This window comes from Pseudomonas sp. WS 5021, from assembly GCF_012985535.1.
GTDB lineage: Bacteria > Pseudomonadota > Gammaproteobacteria > Pseudomonadales > Pseudomonadaceae > Aquipseudomonas.
The window spans coordinates 484,154-499,142 of sequence record NZ_JAAQWP010000005.1 but is presented as its reverse complement, the minus strand read 5'-3'; the positions used below and the strand labels follow the sequence as shown (position 1 = coordinate 499,142).

Sequence of the window (14,989 nt, the reverse complement as noted above, 5' to 3'; positions counted from 1 at the left end):
GCAGGCAACACCCCGACGCCAGGAAGGAATGTTGCCTGCCTGATTTATGGCTGCAGGGCCGTGGCGGCCTTGTCGATAAATGCCGCCACTTCGCCTGCCCTTGAGGCCAGCGAGGCGTGACTGGCGTCCAGCGTGAGAATCTCCCGGGGCTTGATGCGCTCGGCCATGCGTACCTGGTTATCGGGGTGAATCATGTGGTCCTGGGTGGACACCTGATACCACGACGGCTTGTTCTTCCAGGCCGGATTGCTCACTTCATCGCCAAAGGTACTGGCCAGGGGCGCCTTCTGCGTAATTCCCAGCACGTCGCCCTCTGACTGCGGCAAGTCCTGGCAGAAGCTCTCATGGAACAACTCGGGCTTGACCCACAGGTAGCCATCGCTGTCCGGCACCAGGTTGGCGGCGGCCTCGGGCAGGTGTTGCTGGGTGATTGCGCCCGGACTTTCCCCCGCATCCGGGGCAAACGCGGCAATAAACACCAGGCCCTGGACGTTGGGCTCGTTGCCTGCCTGGGAAATGACCGCGCCCCCATAGGAATGCCCGACCAACAACACCGGCCCCTTGATCTGGGCCACCATCTTGCGTGTGCGTTCGGCGTCGTCGGCCAATGAAGTCAGGGGAATTTCCACCGCGTGCAAGTCGCGATAGCCCTTTTTCTGCAGTTCGACGATCACTCGGCTCCAATGGGCTGCGCCGCCCCAAAAGCCGTGTACCAGGACAATTGCCGGTTTTTCACTCATTCGATGACTTCCTGTGGATTGAGCATGGGGTCTTGCGGACAGCCGCGACCATGCCCAGTGTCAGCGCAGCCGGCTCGATCGTCACCCCCCAATCGCCGAACGGCTACGTGCCATTATCAGGCCAGCTTGACCGACACCCGCTCTACCGCATCCCGGGCCTCACGCAGTTCATGGGCATCCTGGTTAAGGCGGTGAATGGTGTTGAGCAGGCGCTGACGCAGCACTTCATCGCTGAGTTTTTCGACGGCGCGCATCAAGTCAAAAGCCGCGGTTTCGTTGTTGTCCGCGACAGAATCGAGGGTCTTGCGCAGGTTGCGAGTGGCACGGGTCACACCGTTACTTCCTTTATCACCAATGGCGGGCACTTTAGGACAGTTGTGTTTCATTTTAATTTCAACCACTTGGCACAGAACCTCGGTACCTTGTCACAGGTCAATCAAACGTCGAATCCCCCCCACAGAGAATGCCTTGATGCTTGCTGCCCTCGCCATCTTCCTGTTCACCATTGTCCTGGTCATCTGGCAACCCAAGGGTCTTGGCGTAGGCTGGAGTGCAACCATGGGCGCGATCCTCGCCCTGGCCTGTGGCGTGATCAGCCTGGCGGATATCCCGGTGGTGTGGCAGATCATCTGGAACGCCACCGGCACCTTCGTCGCCCTGATCATCATCAGCCTGATCCTCGACGAGGCCGGCTTTTTTGCCTGGGCCGCGTTGCATGTGGCGCGCTGGGGGCGGGGCCGGGGCCGCCGGCTGTTTGCTTATATGGTGTTGCTGGGGGCGCTGGTCTCGGCGCTGTTCGCCAATGACGGGGCGGCCCTGATCCTCACGCCGATTGTCATGTCGATGCTCCTGGCCCTGCGCTTCTCACCCGCTGCTACCCTGGCCTTCGTGATGGGCGCAGGGTTTATCGCCGACACCGCCAGCCTGCCGCTGGTAGTCTCCAACCTGGTGAATATCGTTTCGGCAGACTATTTCAACATCGGCTTCAACCAGTACGCGGCGGTGATGGTGCCGGTCAACCTGGTCAGCGTTGCCGCGACCCTGGCGGTGCTGCTGTGGTTCTTCCGGCGCGATATCCCGCACAGTTATGACCCCGCCGACCTGCCCGAGCCGGCCAGCGCGATTCATGACCCGGCAACCTTCCACGCCGCCTGGTGGGTGCTGGGCATTCTGCTGGTCGGCTGCTTTGCCCTCGAGCCCCTGGGCATTCCCATCAGTGCCATCTCGGCCGCCTGCGCCCTGCTCCTGCTGGTGATCGCCGCCAAAGGCCACAAGATCTCCACGCGCAAGGTACTCAAGGAAGCGCCCTGGCAGATCGTGATTTTTTCCCTGGGCATGTACCTGGTGGTGTACGGCCTGCGCAACGCCGGGCTGACCACGTACCTGGCCACCTGGCTCGACGCCTTCGCCAATTACGGCGTGTGGGGCGCCGCCCTGGGCACCGGCTTGCTGACGGCGCTGCTGTCTTCGGTGATGAACAACCTGCCGACGGTGCTGATCGGCGCGCTGTCGATCGAGACCAGCCATGCCGTGGGCGTGGTCAAGGAGGCAATGATCTACGCCAATGTGATCGGCAGCGACCTGGGGCCTAAAATCACGCCCATTGGGAGCCTGGCAACCTTGCTCTGGCTGCATATCCTGGCGCGCAAGGGCATCCGGATCACCTGGGGCTATTACTTCAAGGTCGGCATCGTGCTGACGCTGCCGGTGCTGCTGGCCACCCTGGCCGCGCTGGCCCTGCGCCTGAGTATCTAAACAGGTATGCTTTGCCGCACCCGCCGCCACTGAGCCCACCCCATGAGTTCCCCGCACCACGCCTGGCTGGGCCATTACGAAATCAGCAGCACCACCTGCAGCGGCCTGACGTTTGCCCGCCATAGCCACGACGAATGCGTGATTGGCGTCAACCTGGTGGGCGCCGAACAGGTGTGGCTGGACCGCCGCACTTTCGAGGCCGGGCCCGGCAGTATCACCCTGTACAACCCTGGCCAGATCCAGGGCGGCGGTGCGGCCGAGGGGGCGCCCTGGCACTTTGTCAGCCTGTACGCCGGTGCCGATCGCCTGGCCGACGACCTGGGGCTGGCCCACCTGGAGTTTGATCGCGCGCTGTGTTTTGCCCCTGCCCTGGCGGCGCAACTGGCGCACGCCGCCAAGGGCGCGCTGAGCGCCGACCCGCTGCTGCGGGGGCTGAACGAAGATGCCCTGGTGGTGCTGCTGGGCGAGGTGGTCAAGCTCAGTGGTGTGCGCCTGCCGGGTGGCGCCAGCGCCGGGTCACGGCTCGTCGCCCAGGCCCAGGAGTTACTCGCCGCGCAGTTGCATCAGGGTGTGGCACTGGACGCCCTGGGTGACGAGTTGGGCCTGTCGAAATTCCACGTACTGCGCACCTTCCAGAAAGAAACCGGCCTGAGCCCCCGCCAGTGGGCCATGCAACTGCGTACCCGCCGCGCGAAAGGCTTGCTGCGCAGCGGCCTGAGCGCCGCCGAGGTTGCCCATGACCTGGGCTTTGCCGACCAGAGCCATCTCAACCGGCACTTCCGTGCGGCGTACGGGATTACCCCTGGCCGCTATCAGAGCGCAATCTGGTCCAAGACCCCTGCGTGCCCCCAGCCTCAGACTGACCTGTAGGAGCCGGCTTGCCGGCGATGGCATTTATGGGGATGGCGATGTTGACGATCTTTTTTTGCGCACTGGTATTCGGCTTTGTGTTTTGCCTGTCCCCTGGCGCGGTGCTGGCGGAAACCCTGCGCCGCGGCCTGCTGCATGGGTTCACCCCAGCGTTGCTGGTGCAAATAGGCTCGCTGGTGGGCGATGCGACCTGGGCGGTAATCGGCCTGACCGGCATGGCCCTGCTGATCCAGCACGAAGCGGTACGTGTGCCGCTGACCGCCGTTTGCGCGCTGTACCTGGCCTGGCTCGGCCTGCGCAGCCTGCAAGATGCCTGGCAGTTGCCGCAACCCGACAGCGCACCGCCCAGCACCGGGCGCAATGCGCTGATGGTGGGGGCCGCCATCTCGTTGGCCAACCCCAAGAACATCGTGTATTGGGGCGCCCTGGGCAGTGCCTTGTCAGGCATCGTCGGCGCCACGCCGAGTCATGGCCAGACCCTGGTGTTCTTCGCCGGTTTTATGCTGGCCTCGATCCTGTCGTGTTTTTTGATTGCAGGCTTGGTCAATGTCTTGCGAAAGAACGCCTCGGCAACTTGGCAGCGAGTCAGTCATGGTGCCTGCGGCTTAGTACTGATTTATCTCGCATTATTGGCCGCATACAATCTATGAACTTATATAGCCAATCAGGCCAATCTGAATAAAGTCTGAACGGACAACAAACAAGTTCATTACAGATTGACATCCCCTGCCTGCCTGAGTAAATTGCCCGTGCCTGCAACTAGGGCCTTTTTTCAACCTCACAAAAGAAGCCAATGGACACAGTATCTAGTCGCTGTCCGCTCCCCGTGAATACAGGGGTCGGGCGCCAAACCCAGAGTAATGACGGGACTCGCCTTCCAGGCCGGGTAAGCTGCGCTAGAGCTTGATGCTCCAACGTAACTGCCTTGAGCCGGCACAGTCCGGTCCCGAGGTGTGTTATGAATTTCCAGACCCTTGTTCTACCTGATGTACGCACGCTGGCCTCAGCCCTGCGTGCCAAGCTGTGCCGTGCTTCCATGGGCGTTGCCCCGGTGCGCCTGGCCTTGGCTTCCCCTTCCCCGCGTATCAATGTGCAACACCTGCAGGCGCACTGGCGCCTGTGCCCCACCACCGGCCATCTGGTCCAGCATTGGGACCATGCCGACCCTCAAGATCCGCAGAGACGGAACGTTTCCAGCCGGCTTGCCCAAGTGCGCCTGAGCCTGAGCGCGCGCGCGGCATAAGCCGACTGGAAACAGCAACTTCCTGATTATTGGTCAATTAATTAACTGGCGTTCCTTGCGAACTAAGCCAGCCGTAGTTTTCTGCGCGCCCGTTAATTAACTCGCCTCGTTAAAGTTATTAGACCCGATCGCAAAAACTGCGACTCGGCGTGCCTGTGTTCGCCTGCCTGACGGCAAGTAACGGGTATGTCGACAGGAGTAAAAATCATGAGCGCCGTAAAAACCACGCAACTTGCAAACAAAAACAGCACCGCCCACGACAGCAAACTGTCGATGCGTGCCGCCCGCGAAGCGCAAAACGGCCTGGCAGCGACCCTGGCCAATGTCCGGGCGACCAAGGACGGCCTGACCGAACTGGATGCCAGCGCCCGCCTGCAACGCGAAGGCTATAACGAGGTGGCCCACGACAAGCCGCCCCACGCGGTGGTGCAGTTCCTCCAGGCCCTGAACAACCCGTTTATCTACGTACTGCTGACCCTCGCGGTGATCAGCTTTGTCACCGACTACTGGCTGCCGCTGCGCGCCGGTGAAGAAGTGGACCTGACCAAGGTCATTATCATCATGACCATGGTCGCCCTGAGCAGCCTGCTGCGCTTCTGGCAGGAACACCGCTCGGCAAAATCCGCCGAAGCCCTCAAGGCCATGGTACGCACCACCGCCACCGTGCTGCGCCGCGAGCAGGTCGGCGCCAAGCCCACCCTGCGTGAAGTGCCGATGCGTGAACTGGTGGCCGGCGATATCGTGCAACTGTCGGCCGGCGACATGATCCCGGCCGACATCCGCCTGATCGAGTCCCGCGACCTGTTTATCAGCCAGGCCGTGCTGACCGGCGAAGCCTTGCCGGTAGAAAAGTACGACACCCTGGGCGACGTCACGCAAAAATCCGCCACGCTTCAAGCGCCGGACCAGAGCAACCTGCTGGACCTGCCCAACATCTGCTTCATGGGCACCAACGTGGTCAGCGGCCGCGCCCAGGCGGTGGTCGTGGCGACCGGGCCGCGTACCTATTTCGGTTCGCTGGCCAAGGCCATCGTCGGCTCCCGGGTGCAAACCGCCTTTGACCGTGGGGTGAACAGCGTCAGCTGGCTGCTGATCCGCTTCATGCTGGTGATGGTGCCCATCGTGTTTTTCCTCAACGGCTTTACCAAGGGCGATTGGGGCGACGCGTTCCTGTTTGCCCTGGCGGTGGCCGTGGGGCTGACCCCGGAAATGCTGCCGATGATCGTCAGCGCCAACCTGGCCAAGGGTGCGAATGCCATGGCCAAGCGCAAAGTGGTGGTCAAGCGCCTCAACGCGATCCAGAACTTCGGTTCGATGGACGTGCTGTGCACCGACAAGACCGGCACCCTGACCCAGGACAAAATCATCCTCGAGCACCACGTCAACGCCTTCGGCCAGCGGGACGACCAGGTGCTGTCCCTGGCCTGGCTCAACAGCCATCACCAAAGCGGCATGAAGAACCTGATGGATCAGGCGGTGCTCGCGTTCTCCCAGCACAACCCCAAGTTCCAGGTGCCGTTTGCCTACAGCAAGGTCGATGAACTGCCCTTCGACTTTGTGCGCCGGCGCCTGTCGATTGTGGTCAAGGACAGCCACGGCGATCACCTGCTGGTGTGCAAGGGCGCCGTGGAAGAAATGCTCGGCATTGCCACCCATGTGATGGAAGGCGCTAGCGCCGTGGCCCTGGACGAGGGTCGTCGCCAGGAATTGCTGCGCACCGCCAACGAGTTCAACGAGGACGGTTTCCGCGTGCTGGTAGTGGCCACCCGCAATATTCCCAAGGCCCTGGCGCGCCAGCAGTACACTCCCGCCGATGAACGCAACCTGGTGATCCACGGTTTCCTGACCTTCCTCGATCCGCCGAAGGAAACCGCCGGCCCGGCGATTGCCGCGCTGCAAGAGATCGGGGTCGCGGTCAAAGTGCTGACCGGCGATAACGCCGTGGTCACCCGCACCATCTGCCGCCAGGTCGGCCTGGAACCCGGCGAACCACTGCTGGGTGTGGACATCGAAGCCATGGACGATGCCACCCTCAAGCAGCAGGTCGAACAACGCACGGTGTTCGCCAAGCTGACCCCGCTGCAAAAGTCCCGGGTGCTCAAGGCCTTGCAGTCCAATGGTCACACCGTGGGCTTCCTCGGCGACGGCATCAACGATGCACCCGCCCTGCGCGATGCCGACGTCGGCATCTCGGTGGACAGCGCGACCGATATTGCCAAGGAATCGGCCGATATCATCCTCCTGGAAAAGAGCCTGATGGTCCTCGAAGAAGGTGTGCTTAAAGGCCGCGAGACCTTCGGCAATATCATGAAGTACCTGAACATGACGGCCAGCTCCAACTTCGGCAACGTGTTCTCGGTGCTGGTGGCCAGTGCGTTCATTCCTTTCATGCCGATGCTGGCGATCCACCTGCTCCTGCAAAACCTGATGTACGACATCTCCCAACTGGCCCTGCCGTGGGACAAGATGGACAAGGAATACCTGGCCAAGCCACGCAAGTGGGACGCGCAGAACATCGGGCGCTTCATGATCTGGATCGGGCCGACCTCGTCGATCTTCGACATCACCACCTTTGCCCTGATGTGGTACGTGTTCTCGGCCAATAGTGTGGAAATGCAGACCCTGTTCCAGTCCGGTTGGTTCGTTGAAGGGCTGCTCTCCCAGACCCTGGTGGTGCACATGCTGCGCACCCGCAAGATCCCGTTCTTCCAGAGCACCGCCGCCTGGCCGGTGTTGCTGATGACCAGCCTGGTCATCGCCCTGGGGATCTATGTGCCCTTCTCGCCCCTGGGCACGATCGTGGGCTTGCAGCCGTTGCCGTGGGCGTACTTCCCTTGGCTGGTCGGCACCTTGCTCGCCTACTGCTGCGTGGCACAACTGATGAAGACGATCTACATCCGCCGCTTCAAGCAGTGGTACTGAGCCGGAGCATAATCCCATGCACAAACACACCTTCCTGGCTGCCTTCGAGTGGCTGCCGGCGTCGCGGCAACGAGCGCTGCGCCGCAACCTGGTCTTTATCGGCGCGACCCTGGCCGTTGGCCTGGTGTCCAAGGCGTTCGCCGCAGGCGGTTCCTACGTGGTCGATGATGGCGCCATCAACGCCCCCGGCGAATGCAATGTCGACGCCGGCTACACCCGTTCAACACAGCGCACCACGCTCTCTACAGCCTGTACGTCGAGGGCATTGCCCAACCTGCAATGGGGCACGGCCCTCGAGGATGACCCTGAGCAGACCCAACTCAGCCCGCAACTCAAGGGTTCATTGTGGGCCTGGCAGGATGCGGGCGTGGAGATCGCCTGGGCGGCGGCGGCGCATATCGCGCTGGATCGCCGGCATCCGTTCGACGGCGCCGACCTGGGCCTGCCGCTGACCTGGCAAGCGTTCGAGACACTGAGCTTGAACCTCAATGCCGGCTGGGCCCATGCCTATGACAATGGCGAACAAAACCACCGACTGACCTGGGGCACAGGCCTGGAATACCGCTTGGCGGACTCATTGACGCTATTGGCAGAACGCTATGGCCAGCAAGGCGGCGACCAGGCCTGGCAAGCCGGGCCGCGAGTGCATCTGGGTCAGCAAGTGGATGTAGACCTGGTGGTCGGGCACAACCTGACCGGGGATCGCGACCGCTGGCTGACGACGGGGGCTACCCTGCGGTTCTGAAACACCGGAGGGAAATCAATGTAGGAGCTGTCGAGCCCCGGCGAGGCGGCGATGGCGGCGGCATGGCTGGCATTGATGTTGGCTGAGCCACCGCTTTCGCCGCCTCGCTGGGGCTCGACAGCTCCTACAGGGTTCATCGGGATTTGCGGGATCTGCGGATCCTTGACGCTGGCGGCCTACAGCGAACACGTCATGCCAACCGAGCAAAAATAATGTAGGAGCTGTCGAGCCCCGGCGAGGCGGCGATGGCGGCGGCATGGCTGGCATTGATGTTGGCTGAGCCACCGCTATCGCCGCCTCGCTAAAGCTCGACAGCTCCTACAGGGTTCATCGGGGTTTGCGGGATCTGCGGAGCATTGACGCTGGCGACCTACAGCGAACACGTCATGCCAACCGAGCAAAAATAATGTAGGAGCTGTCGAGCCCCAGCGAGGCTGCGATGGCGGCGGCATGGCTGGCATTGATGTTGGCTGAACCACCGCTATCGCCGCCTCGCTGGGGCTCGACAGCTCCTACAGGGTTCATCGGGATCTGCGGAGCCTTGACGCTGGCGGCCTACAGCGACCACGCCATGCCAGCTGGGCAAAAATAATGTAGGAGCTGTCGAGCCCCAGCGAGGCTGCGATGGTGGCGGTATGGCTGGCATTGATGTTGGCTGAGCCACCGCTATCGCCGCCTCGCTAAAGCTCGACAGCTCCTACAGGGTTCATCGGGGTTTGCGGGATCTGCGGATCCTTGACGCTGGCGGCCTACAGCGACCACGCCATGCCAGCTGGGCAAAAATAATGTAGGAGCTGTCGAGCCCCGGCGAGGCGGCGATGGCGGCGGTATGGCTGGCATTGATGTTGGCTGGGCCACCGCTATCGCAGCCTCGCTAAAGCTCGACAGCTCCTACAGGGTTCATCGGGATTTGCGGGATCTGCGGACCCTTGACGCTGGCGACCTACAGCGAACACGTCATGCCAGCCGGGCAAAAAATAATGTAGGAGCTGTCGAGCCCCAGCGAGGCGGCGATGGCGGCGGTATGGCTGGCATTGATGTTGGCTGAGCCACCGCTATCGCCGCCTCGCTGGGGCTCGACAGCTACTACAGGGTTCATCGGGATCTGCGGAGCCTTGACGCTGGCGGCCTACAGCGACCACGCCATGCCAGCCGGGCAAAAATAATGTAGGAGCTGTCGAGCCCCAGCGAGGCGGCGATGGCGGCGGTATGGCTGGCATTGATGTTGGCTAAGCCACCGCTTTCGCAGCCTCGCTAAAGCTCGACAGCTCCTACAGGGTTCATGCTGCACTCAAAATCTACAACCGGGCAGATCCATGGGGGAGCTTGCCTGCGACAGCGGTCAACCAGCCGGCAAAAATGGTAACTGCACCACCGTCATCGCGGGCAAGCCAACGCTTACACTGCCTGGGCTATCGCGCTATAACGGCAAAGGCTCCCGCGAGCGCAGTAACATGCCCTGCGCCGGCACTCGCGCATGCCATTTCACCACGCCCTGCGCTTCGACACGGTACTGGCTGCGAAACCGCTGGCCATCCAGGTCGATGTCCAGTTGCAGCAGGAAGTGGTCACCATTGAGCTGCAGACCTTCGCTCAAACGCTCAAACATCGCGTCATCCATCGCCCCCAGCGCCTGGCGCAGTTCGCCTGCATCGCGATAGCCCCCCGCCGGGCGGGCGCTGACCAGGCGGGTCAGCACCGAACGCGACACTTCGCCCTCGTACAACGCATCCAGCAGCGGCAGCATTTCCAGGTTCAGCGCATTGGCGTTCAGGCGCCAGCCGGCGGTCTCGTCCAGGCTGCATAGCTGCGGGTAGCGCAACGCCCGCAGTGGGTCGGGCAGCGCCAGCAGGTTCAGCTCGCTGATATCGCGCATGCGTTGATTGGCCGCCAGGCGCGGTGGCGACTGGCGCAGGTATTCGTTGCTTTCGGCACCTTGCAGGCGGGTCTGCTGGTCGGCGTCGAGCCAGTCGGCCAGGGTCTGGGCCAGGCGTTCGGCAGCCATGTCCGCCCCCAGCAAATGCACCAACTGACGCTGGGCACGCTCGGCTTCAGGGCCGATCAGCGCGTTGACGTTGAAGCAGGTGTGCAGGTCGCGAATCTGAATGCTCGCCTTGCCCCCCTTGAAGTCATAAGCCAGCGGCTGCCCGCGCATGGCCTGCCAGAACAACGGGCTGGCGCGCCACAACGGGTCTTGCAGGGCCTGCTCGGTAAAGGCCAGCGCCGCCCGCTCGATCGCCCGTGCCTGCACGCGCTGCTGCACCAGACGCACGCTGTCGACCTGCTGGCGCCCCTGCTCGACCATCCAGGCCATGCCGCCCGCCAGCATCGCCAGGGCCACCAGCACCATCAACAACGCCGCCCCCTGCTGCCGATTTCTGTCCATTGCCCAGCCACCTTTTATGTAGATCCTGGCGACAGTCAACACAGTGGATGTTTCAACCAGGTGGCAGGCTCACACAATTCCCGCAAAAACGTCACCGCGCCGTCATAAAGCCTCGGCAAACTGCGCCTTCATATTTCAAATCAATGGCTTGGAGTGGCGTTATGGGTGGTATAGGGATTTGGCAACTGGTCATCGTGCTGCTGATCGTGGTGATGCTGTTCGGCACCCGGCGCCTCAAGGGCCTGGGCAGTGATGTGGGTGAGGCCATCAAGGGCTTTCGCTCCTCCATGGGCAACGAGCCGGGCGCCCAGGCGGCGCAAAAGACCAGCCTTGAGGTGCAAGGCGAACCTCAGCGACCTGCAGACAGCAAACACTGATGTTCGATATCGGGTTTAGCGAACTGCTGCTGGTGGGCCTGGTGGCACTGCTGGTGTTGGGCCCCGAACGCCTGCCGATTGCCGCGCGCAATGCCGGGCTGTGGCTGGGCCGGGCCAAGCGGGCGATGAATACGCTCAAGGCCCAGGTCACCCAGGAACTGGACCACGAGCACCTGTTGCAAAGCATCGACCAGCAACCCTTGCGGCAACTGGAGCAGCAACTGCGCGACGGTATCCGCCTGGAGGCCCCGCCGCCGCCAGCCACCATCACCTCCCCAGGACAACCTGCCCCATGAGCGACCTGCCCTTGCCTGCCCCGCGCCTGTCGGTGACCGGCCACCTGACCCGGCTGCGCTCGCGCCTGGTGCGCTGCGTCCTGGCGATCCTCCTGGTGTTTTGCGCGTTGTTCCCCTTTGCGCAGCAGCTCTACAGTTTCGTCTCGCAGCCGTTGCGCGATTTCCTGCCCAGCGGCGCAACCATGATTGCCACCGGGGTGACCTCGCCGTTTCTGGCGCCGCTCAAGCTGACCATGATGATCGCCCTGTTCATCAGCATGCCGCTGTTGCTGCACCAGGCCTGGGGCATGATCGCGCCAGCGGTGTACCGCCAGGAACGCCGCACCGCCGCCTGGCTGCTGGCCGCCAGCGTAGTGCTGTTTTACGCGGGCATGGCGTTTGCGTTTTTCCTGGTGTTCCCGATGATGTTCGGCTTCTTTACCAGCGTGACCCCGGACGGCGTGGCGATGATGACCGATATCGCCCTGTACCTGGACTTCATCCTCGCGCTGTTGCTGGCGTTCGGCTTGGCCTTTGAAATCCCGGTGGCCACCTTCTTGGTGATCTGGGCCGGGATTACCGATGTCCAGACCCTGCAAAAGAGCCGGCCCTATGTGATCGTCGGCTGCTTTGTGGTGGGCATGCTGCTGACCCCGCCCGATGTGTTTTCGCAAACCATGCTGGCGGTGCCGATGTGGATTCTGTTCGAGCTGGGACTGCTGGCCAGCCGGTCGGTGAGCAAGCCGCGCACCGAGGTGACGTAGGGGCCTCACGGCGCATGGGAGCGCCGCACCAATGAGGCGCTACGCCATGATCACAACGGTAGCGGACGGTCCTGGATCACCCGTTTCATCACCAGGGTCGAAGTCAGGCGCTGCACGTTGGGCAGTGTCGACAGGCTCTCATCGTAGAGCCGTTGAAAGGCCGGCAGATCCTGGGTGATCACATGCAGCAGGTAATCCGGCTCGCCGAACAGGCGCTGGGCATCCACTACCTGGGCAATTTCCAGCAGCGCCGCTTCAAAGGCCGCCACTGCGGGCCGGTCGCCTTCGCGCAGGGTGACAAAGACCATTGCCGAGAAGTTCAGGCCGACTGCGCCGGGGTCCAGCAAGGCGCGGTAGCCGAGCAGCACCCCGGACTCCTCCAGGGCCTTGACCCGTCGATGGCACGGGGAAAGGCTCAGCCCCACACGGTCGGCAAGCTCGGTGACCGACAGGCGCCCGTCTTTTTGCAGCTCGCAGAGAATCTTTCGATCAATTCGGTCCACTTAGAAGATTCTCCCAATTCAAGGCCTTTTGCCAGGTATCTTTGAAAGCAAATTCTAACTGCATTTCATTATTCTTCCTGCACATTCCTACAGGGAGAACAAAACAATGACGTGGACCGCTGTGCTTGCCTTTTGGGCAGTGTCGATTCTGTTTGTGCTGACGCCCGGCGCCGATTGGGCCTACGCGATTGCGGCGGGCTTGAAGGGGCGCAGGGTCATCCCCGCAGTGGCTGGGCTGCTGTGCGGCCACTTACTTGCCACCCTGGTCGTGGCGGGCGGCGTGGGTAGCCTGGTGACCCGTCACCCTGCTGCGCTGTCAGTGCTGACGGTTGCCGGGGCCGGCTACTTGCTGTGGCTCGGCATCAATATGCTGGCCCACCCTGCCACACCCCATGCGCACGCCAGCCGGGAGGCCAATAGCTGGCAGCGCTGGATGCTCAAGGGGTTGTGCATCAGTGGGCTGAACCCCAAGGTTTTCCTGCTGTTCCTCGCGCTGTTGCCCCAGTTCACCGAGCCTGGCGCCACCTGGCCGGTGTCGCTGCAGATGGTGCTGCTAGGGCTGATTCATACCCTCAGCTGTGCGGTGGTCTACCTGCTAGTGGGGTTTGGCGCGCAGGCCGTGTTGCAGGCACGTCCGGTTGCCGCGCGCTATGTCAGCGGCGTTTCGGGCGCGGCAATGATCGTGATTGCCGGGGTGCTGCTCGGCGAAGAACTCCTCGGTTGAGCGCGGTCAGTAGTTGCCGGCCACTGACAATGCTCGCCCAAAAACTGGCATCCGCCTCAAACATACTCACTGTGGTTTTGCACCACAAACCTTGCCGATCGAAGCGCCCTGCCCCGTGCTTGCAACGAAGAATAAACAAAATGTTGACTTAGTAAGGCACCAAGATAAACTGCGCCTTATGAATATTTTAGAGAACAAACACCACATCATGCTGCGCGAGCTTGACGGGGTGCCAGCCGAGGTCAGGGACAGCGTCAAGCTGTGCTTCGAGCTGCTGTCGGCTGCGGCCGCGATCAATCGTGTGTGTGCCATCCGCCTGGCCCGCTACAACCTGTCGGAGGGCCGCTTCGTCATCATGCTCACCCTCAAGAGCGCCGGCGGGAAACTGTCGCCACTGGAATTGGCGACGCGCCTGTCGATCACCACCGGCACCGTGACCGGCTTGCTCGATGGCCTGCAGGGCGACGGCTTTATCAAGCGCAAGACCGACCCTACCGACCGGCGCAAGCTGATCATCAGCCTGACCGCCGACGGTAAGCGCGTGGTCGATGAAGTGTTTGCCGAACACACCGATTGGATCAGCGGCATCATCCAGGGCTTGAGCCTTGAACAGCGCCAGGCGTTGTCCGAGTCGATCTATTGCATCTCGGCCAGCCACGCGCTGTCCCAGCAACTACCGGATGGGCATTAGGCCCGGGCGTCAATTGCTTCAATCGCGGTAGTCACACAAGGAGGTGTTTGATGCTGCACAGTCAACGAGTGATGACCAATTTCGGCAGGAAGCCACGCATTCACAGTGGCGTCGATGTCATCCGCCACAGCATGGTTTCCCTGGAGCGCTACATTCCCCCGGCGCTGTATCGGCGCCTGTTTATCCAGCGTATCGCCCGCCATCCCCTGGCCATCGAAGGCTTTGAGTTTCGCCCGGTGCAAAGCCTGTTCGAACTCGAAGAGGCGTTGCGCCTGGTCAACGACAGCTATGCGCGGCGCGGTATCTCTACGGTGTGCCGGGCCGGCATGCGCTTTTGCGCGTTTCATCTGCTGCCCAGCACTACCACCTTCGTGGCGATCAAGGACCGACAGATCGTCGGCACGGTGTCGTTGATCGAAGACTCCATGCTCGGCCTGCCCCTGGAAGAGGTGCATGGCAATGAGGTGGTGCTGCAACGCCTGGCGGGCGGGCGGCTGGCCGAGGTCGGCACCCTGGCCGTGGCCGCCGGGTATCGCGGCAAGGGTGTGCCGTTGATGCTCTACAACGCGATGTTTCGCTGGGCCATGCATTTTCGCGGGGTGCAGCGGCTGCTGATCGCCGTGCACCCACGGGCGGGGGCGTTTTATCGCAATGTGCTGTTCTTCTCGCCCATGGGCCGGGTGCAGCCCTACACCAAGCTCAACAACGCCTTGTCGCTGCCCCTGTCGCTGGACCTGGGCGAAGCGCCGGCGATATTCCAGCAGGCCTATCAGCGCCCCTCCCTGGGGTTTGCCGTGGAAGGCCAGCGCACGCACTTCTTCGATTTTTTCTGCCGCAGCGACTACGCCCACATCCGCCTGCCCGCCACCGGCAGCGTACGCCACTGGGACGCGCACGAAGTGCTGACCCATATGGCCCGCTGCGGCGTGCATGGCCGCAACCTGTCGCCACGGATCCAGCGGGCGCTGGCCCTGGCGTAAGCACGTTCAAACGT

The 14,989-nt window shown here is 62.5% G+C and carries 16 protein-coding genes; 12 read left to right on the top strand and 4 right to left on the bottom strand.

What is annotated here, in order from left to right; translation table 11 throughout:
• Window positions 1-44: 44 nt before the first annotated feature.
• Together HBO19_RS18730 and HBO19_RS18725 are read right to left on the bottom strand one after the other, a co-directional pair.
• Window positions 45-740, bottom strand: a complete 696-nt coding sequence (locus HBO19_RS18730) for an alpha/beta hydrolase (protein WP_170058055.1) — start codon at window positions 738-740, stop codon at window positions 45-47.
• Window positions 741-856: 116 nt separating this feature from the next.
• Complete coding sequence (locus tag HBO19_RS18725; RefSeq protein WP_003212603.1) at window positions 857-1,072, bottom strand: hypothetical protein; 216 nt, start codon at window positions 1,070-1,072, stop codon at window positions 857-859.
• Between the two features lie 139 nt (window positions 1,073-1,211).
• Between HBO19_RS18725 and HBO19_RS18720 the strand changes: the two genes are divergently transcribed.
• The 6 genes from HBO19_RS18720 (at window position 1,212) to HBO19_RS18695 (ending at window position 8,275) form a co-directional block, all read left to right on the top strand.
• On the top strand, window positions 1,212-2,495 hold the full coding sequence (locus tag HBO19_RS18720) for an arsenic transporter (protein WP_170058054.1): 1,284 nt from the start codon (window positions 1,212-1,214) through the stop codon (window positions 2,493-2,495).
• A gap of 42 nt (window positions 2,496-2,537) precedes the next feature.
• Window positions 2,538-3,365: an AraC family transcriptional regulator gene (locus HBO19_RS18715; protein WP_170058053.1), complete on the top strand. Its 828-nt coding sequence runs from the start codon at window positions 2,538-2,540 to the stop codon at window positions 3,363-3,365.
• A gap of 38 nt (window positions 3,366-3,403) precedes the next feature.
• Window positions 3,404-4,015, top strand: coding sequence for a LysE family transporter (locus tag HBO19_RS18710; protein ID WP_170058052.1), 612 nt, complete (start codon window positions 3,404-3,406; stop codon window positions 4,013-4,015).
• 308 nt (window positions 4,016-4,323) lie between these two features.
• Complete coding sequence (locus tag HBO19_RS18705; RefSeq protein WP_170058051.1) at window positions 4,324-4,608, top strand: hypothetical protein; 285 nt, start codon at window positions 4,324-4,326, stop codon at window positions 4,606-4,608.
• A 207-nt stretch (window positions 4,609-4,815) separates the two neighbouring features.
• Window positions 4,816-7,530 (top strand): magnesium-translocating P-type ATPase, encoded by a 2,715-nt coding sequence (mgtA, locus tag HBO19_RS18700; RefSeq protein ID WP_170058050.1) that lies wholly within the window; start codon window positions 4,816-4,818, stop codon window positions 7,528-7,530.
• A 16-nt stretch (window positions 7,531-7,546) separates the two neighbouring features.
• Complete coding sequence (locus tag HBO19_RS18695; RefSeq protein WP_169955809.1) at window positions 7,547-8,275, top strand: hypothetical protein; 729 nt, start codon at window positions 7,547-7,549, stop codon at window positions 8,273-8,275.
• 1,420 nt (window positions 8,276-9,695) lie between these two features.
• Here HBO19_RS18695 and gspK read toward each other — a convergent pair.
• Window positions 9,696-10,661: a type II secretion system minor pseudopilin GspK gene (gspK, locus tag HBO19_RS18690; RefSeq protein ID WP_169955808.1), complete on the bottom strand. Its 966-nt coding sequence runs from the start codon at window positions 10,659-10,661 to the stop codon at window positions 9,696-9,698.
• A 161-nt stretch (window positions 10,662-10,822) separates the two neighbouring features.
• Here gspK and tatA point away from each other — a divergent pair, with 161 nt between their 5' ends.
• Genes tatA through tatC form a run of 3 tightly spaced genes read left to right on the top strand, consistent with a single transcriptional unit; the run spans window position 10,823 to window position 12,077 of the window.
• Complete coding sequence (gene tatA, locus HBO19_RS28715; protein WP_346266504.1) at window positions 10,823-11,038, top strand: twin-arginine translocase TatA/TatE family subunit; 216 nt, start codon at window positions 10,823-10,825, stop codon at window positions 11,036-11,038.
• Window positions 11,038-11,334 carry a Sec-independent protein translocase protein TatB gene (gene tatB / locus HBO19_RS18680; RefSeq protein ID WP_169955807.1) on the top strand — a complete coding sequence of 99 codons (297 nt, stop codon included), beginning with the start codon at window positions 11,038-11,040 and terminating at the stop codon, window positions 11,332-11,334. Before tatA ends, tatB begins: the two co-directional genes overlap by 1 nt.
• On the top strand, window positions 11,331-12,077 hold the full coding sequence (gene tatC, locus HBO19_RS18675) for a twin-arginine translocase subunit TatC (protein WP_169955806.1): 747 nt from the start codon (window positions 11,331-11,333) through the stop codon (window positions 12,075-12,077). Before tatB ends, tatC begins: the two co-directional genes overlap by 4 nt.
• A gap of 50 nt (window positions 12,078-12,127) precedes the next feature.
• Here the strand turns inward: tatC and HBO19_RS18670 are convergent, their stop codons facing one another.
• The gene (locus HBO19_RS18670; RefSeq protein ID WP_169955805.1) at window positions 12,128-12,580 is read right to left on the bottom strand and encodes an Lrp/AsnC family transcriptional regulator; all 453 of its coding nucleotides are present in this window, start codon (window positions 12,578-12,580) and stop codon (window positions 12,128-12,130) included.
• 106 nt (window positions 12,581-12,686) lie between these two features.
• Between HBO19_RS18670 and HBO19_RS18665 the strand changes: the two genes are divergently transcribed.
• From HBO19_RS18665 to HBO19_RS18655, 3 genes are all read left to right on the top strand, one after another.
• On the top strand, window positions 12,687-13,304 hold the full coding sequence (locus HBO19_RS18665) for a LysE family translocator (RefSeq protein WP_170058049.1): 618 nt from the start codon (window positions 12,687-12,689) through the stop codon (window positions 13,302-13,304).
• A gap of 178 nt (window positions 13,305-13,482) precedes the next feature.
• Window positions 13,483-13,995, top strand: coding sequence for a MarR family transcriptional regulator (locus tag HBO19_RS18660; RefSeq protein WP_038441617.1), 513 nt, complete (start codon window positions 13,483-13,485; stop codon window positions 13,993-13,995).
• Between the two features lie 50 nt (window positions 13,996-14,045).
• Complete coding sequence (locus HBO19_RS18655; protein ID WP_169955803.1) at window positions 14,046-14,975, top strand: GNAT family N-acetyltransferase; 930 nt, start codon at window positions 14,046-14,048, stop codon at window positions 14,973-14,975.
• Window positions 14,976-14,989 lie beyond the last annotated feature (14 nt).

Excerpts from the sequence above, each read along its gene's own strand:
- HBO19_RS18730 (WP_170058055.1), bottom strand. The coding sequence starts at position 740 with ATGAGTGAAAAACCGGCAATTGTCCTGGTACACGGCTTTTGGGGCGGC.
- HBO19_RS18720 (WP_170058054.1), top strand. The coding sequence starts at position 1,212 with ATGCTTGCTGCCCTCGCCATCTTCCTGTTCACCATTGTCCTGGTCATC.
- HBO19_RS18715 (WP_170058053.1), top strand. The coding sequence starts at position 2,538 with ATGAGTTCCCCGCACCACGCCTGGCTGGGCCATTACGAAATCAGCAGC.
- HBO19_RS18710 (WP_170058052.1), top strand. The coding sequence starts at position 3,404 with ATGTTGACGATCTTTTTTTGCGCACTGGTATTCGGCTTTGTGTTTTGC.
- HBO19_RS18705 (WP_170058051.1), top strand. The coding sequence starts at position 4,324 with ATGAATTTCCAGACCCTTGTTCTACCTGATGTACGCACGCTGGCCTCA.
- mgtA (WP_170058050.1), top strand. The coding sequence starts at position 4,816 with ATGAGCGCCGTAAAAACCACGCAACTTGCAAACAAAAACAGCACCGCC.
- HBO19_RS18695 (WP_169955809.1), top strand. The coding sequence starts at position 7,547 with ATGCACAAACACACCTTCCTGGCTGCCTTCGAGTGGCTGCCGGCGTCG.
- gspK (WP_169955808.1), bottom strand. The coding sequence starts at position 10,661 with ATGGACAGAAATCGGCAGCAGGGGGCGGCGTTGTTGATGGTGCTGGTG.
- tatA (WP_346266504.1), top strand. The coding sequence starts at position 10,823 with ATGGGTGGTATAGGGATTTGGCAACTGGTCATCGTGCTGCTGATCGTG.
- tatB (WP_169955807.1), top strand. The coding sequence starts at position 11,038 with ATGTTCGATATCGGGTTTAGCGAACTGCTGCTGGTGGGCCTGGTGGCA.
- tatC (WP_169955806.1), top strand. The coding sequence starts at position 11,331 with ATGAGCGACCTGCCCTTGCCTGCCCCGCGCCTGTCGGTGACCGGCCAC.
- HBO19_RS18665 (WP_170058049.1), top strand. The coding sequence starts at position 12,687 with ATGACGTGGACCGCTGTGCTTGCCTTTTGGGCAGTGTCGATTCTGTTT.
- HBO19_RS18660 (WP_038441617.1), top strand. The coding sequence starts at position 13,483 with ATGAATATTTTAGAGAACAAACACCACATCATGCTGCGCGAGCTTGAC.
- HBO19_RS18655 (WP_169955803.1), top strand. The coding sequence starts at position 14,046 with ATGCTGCACAGTCAACGAGTGATGACCAATTTCGGCAGGAAGCCACGC.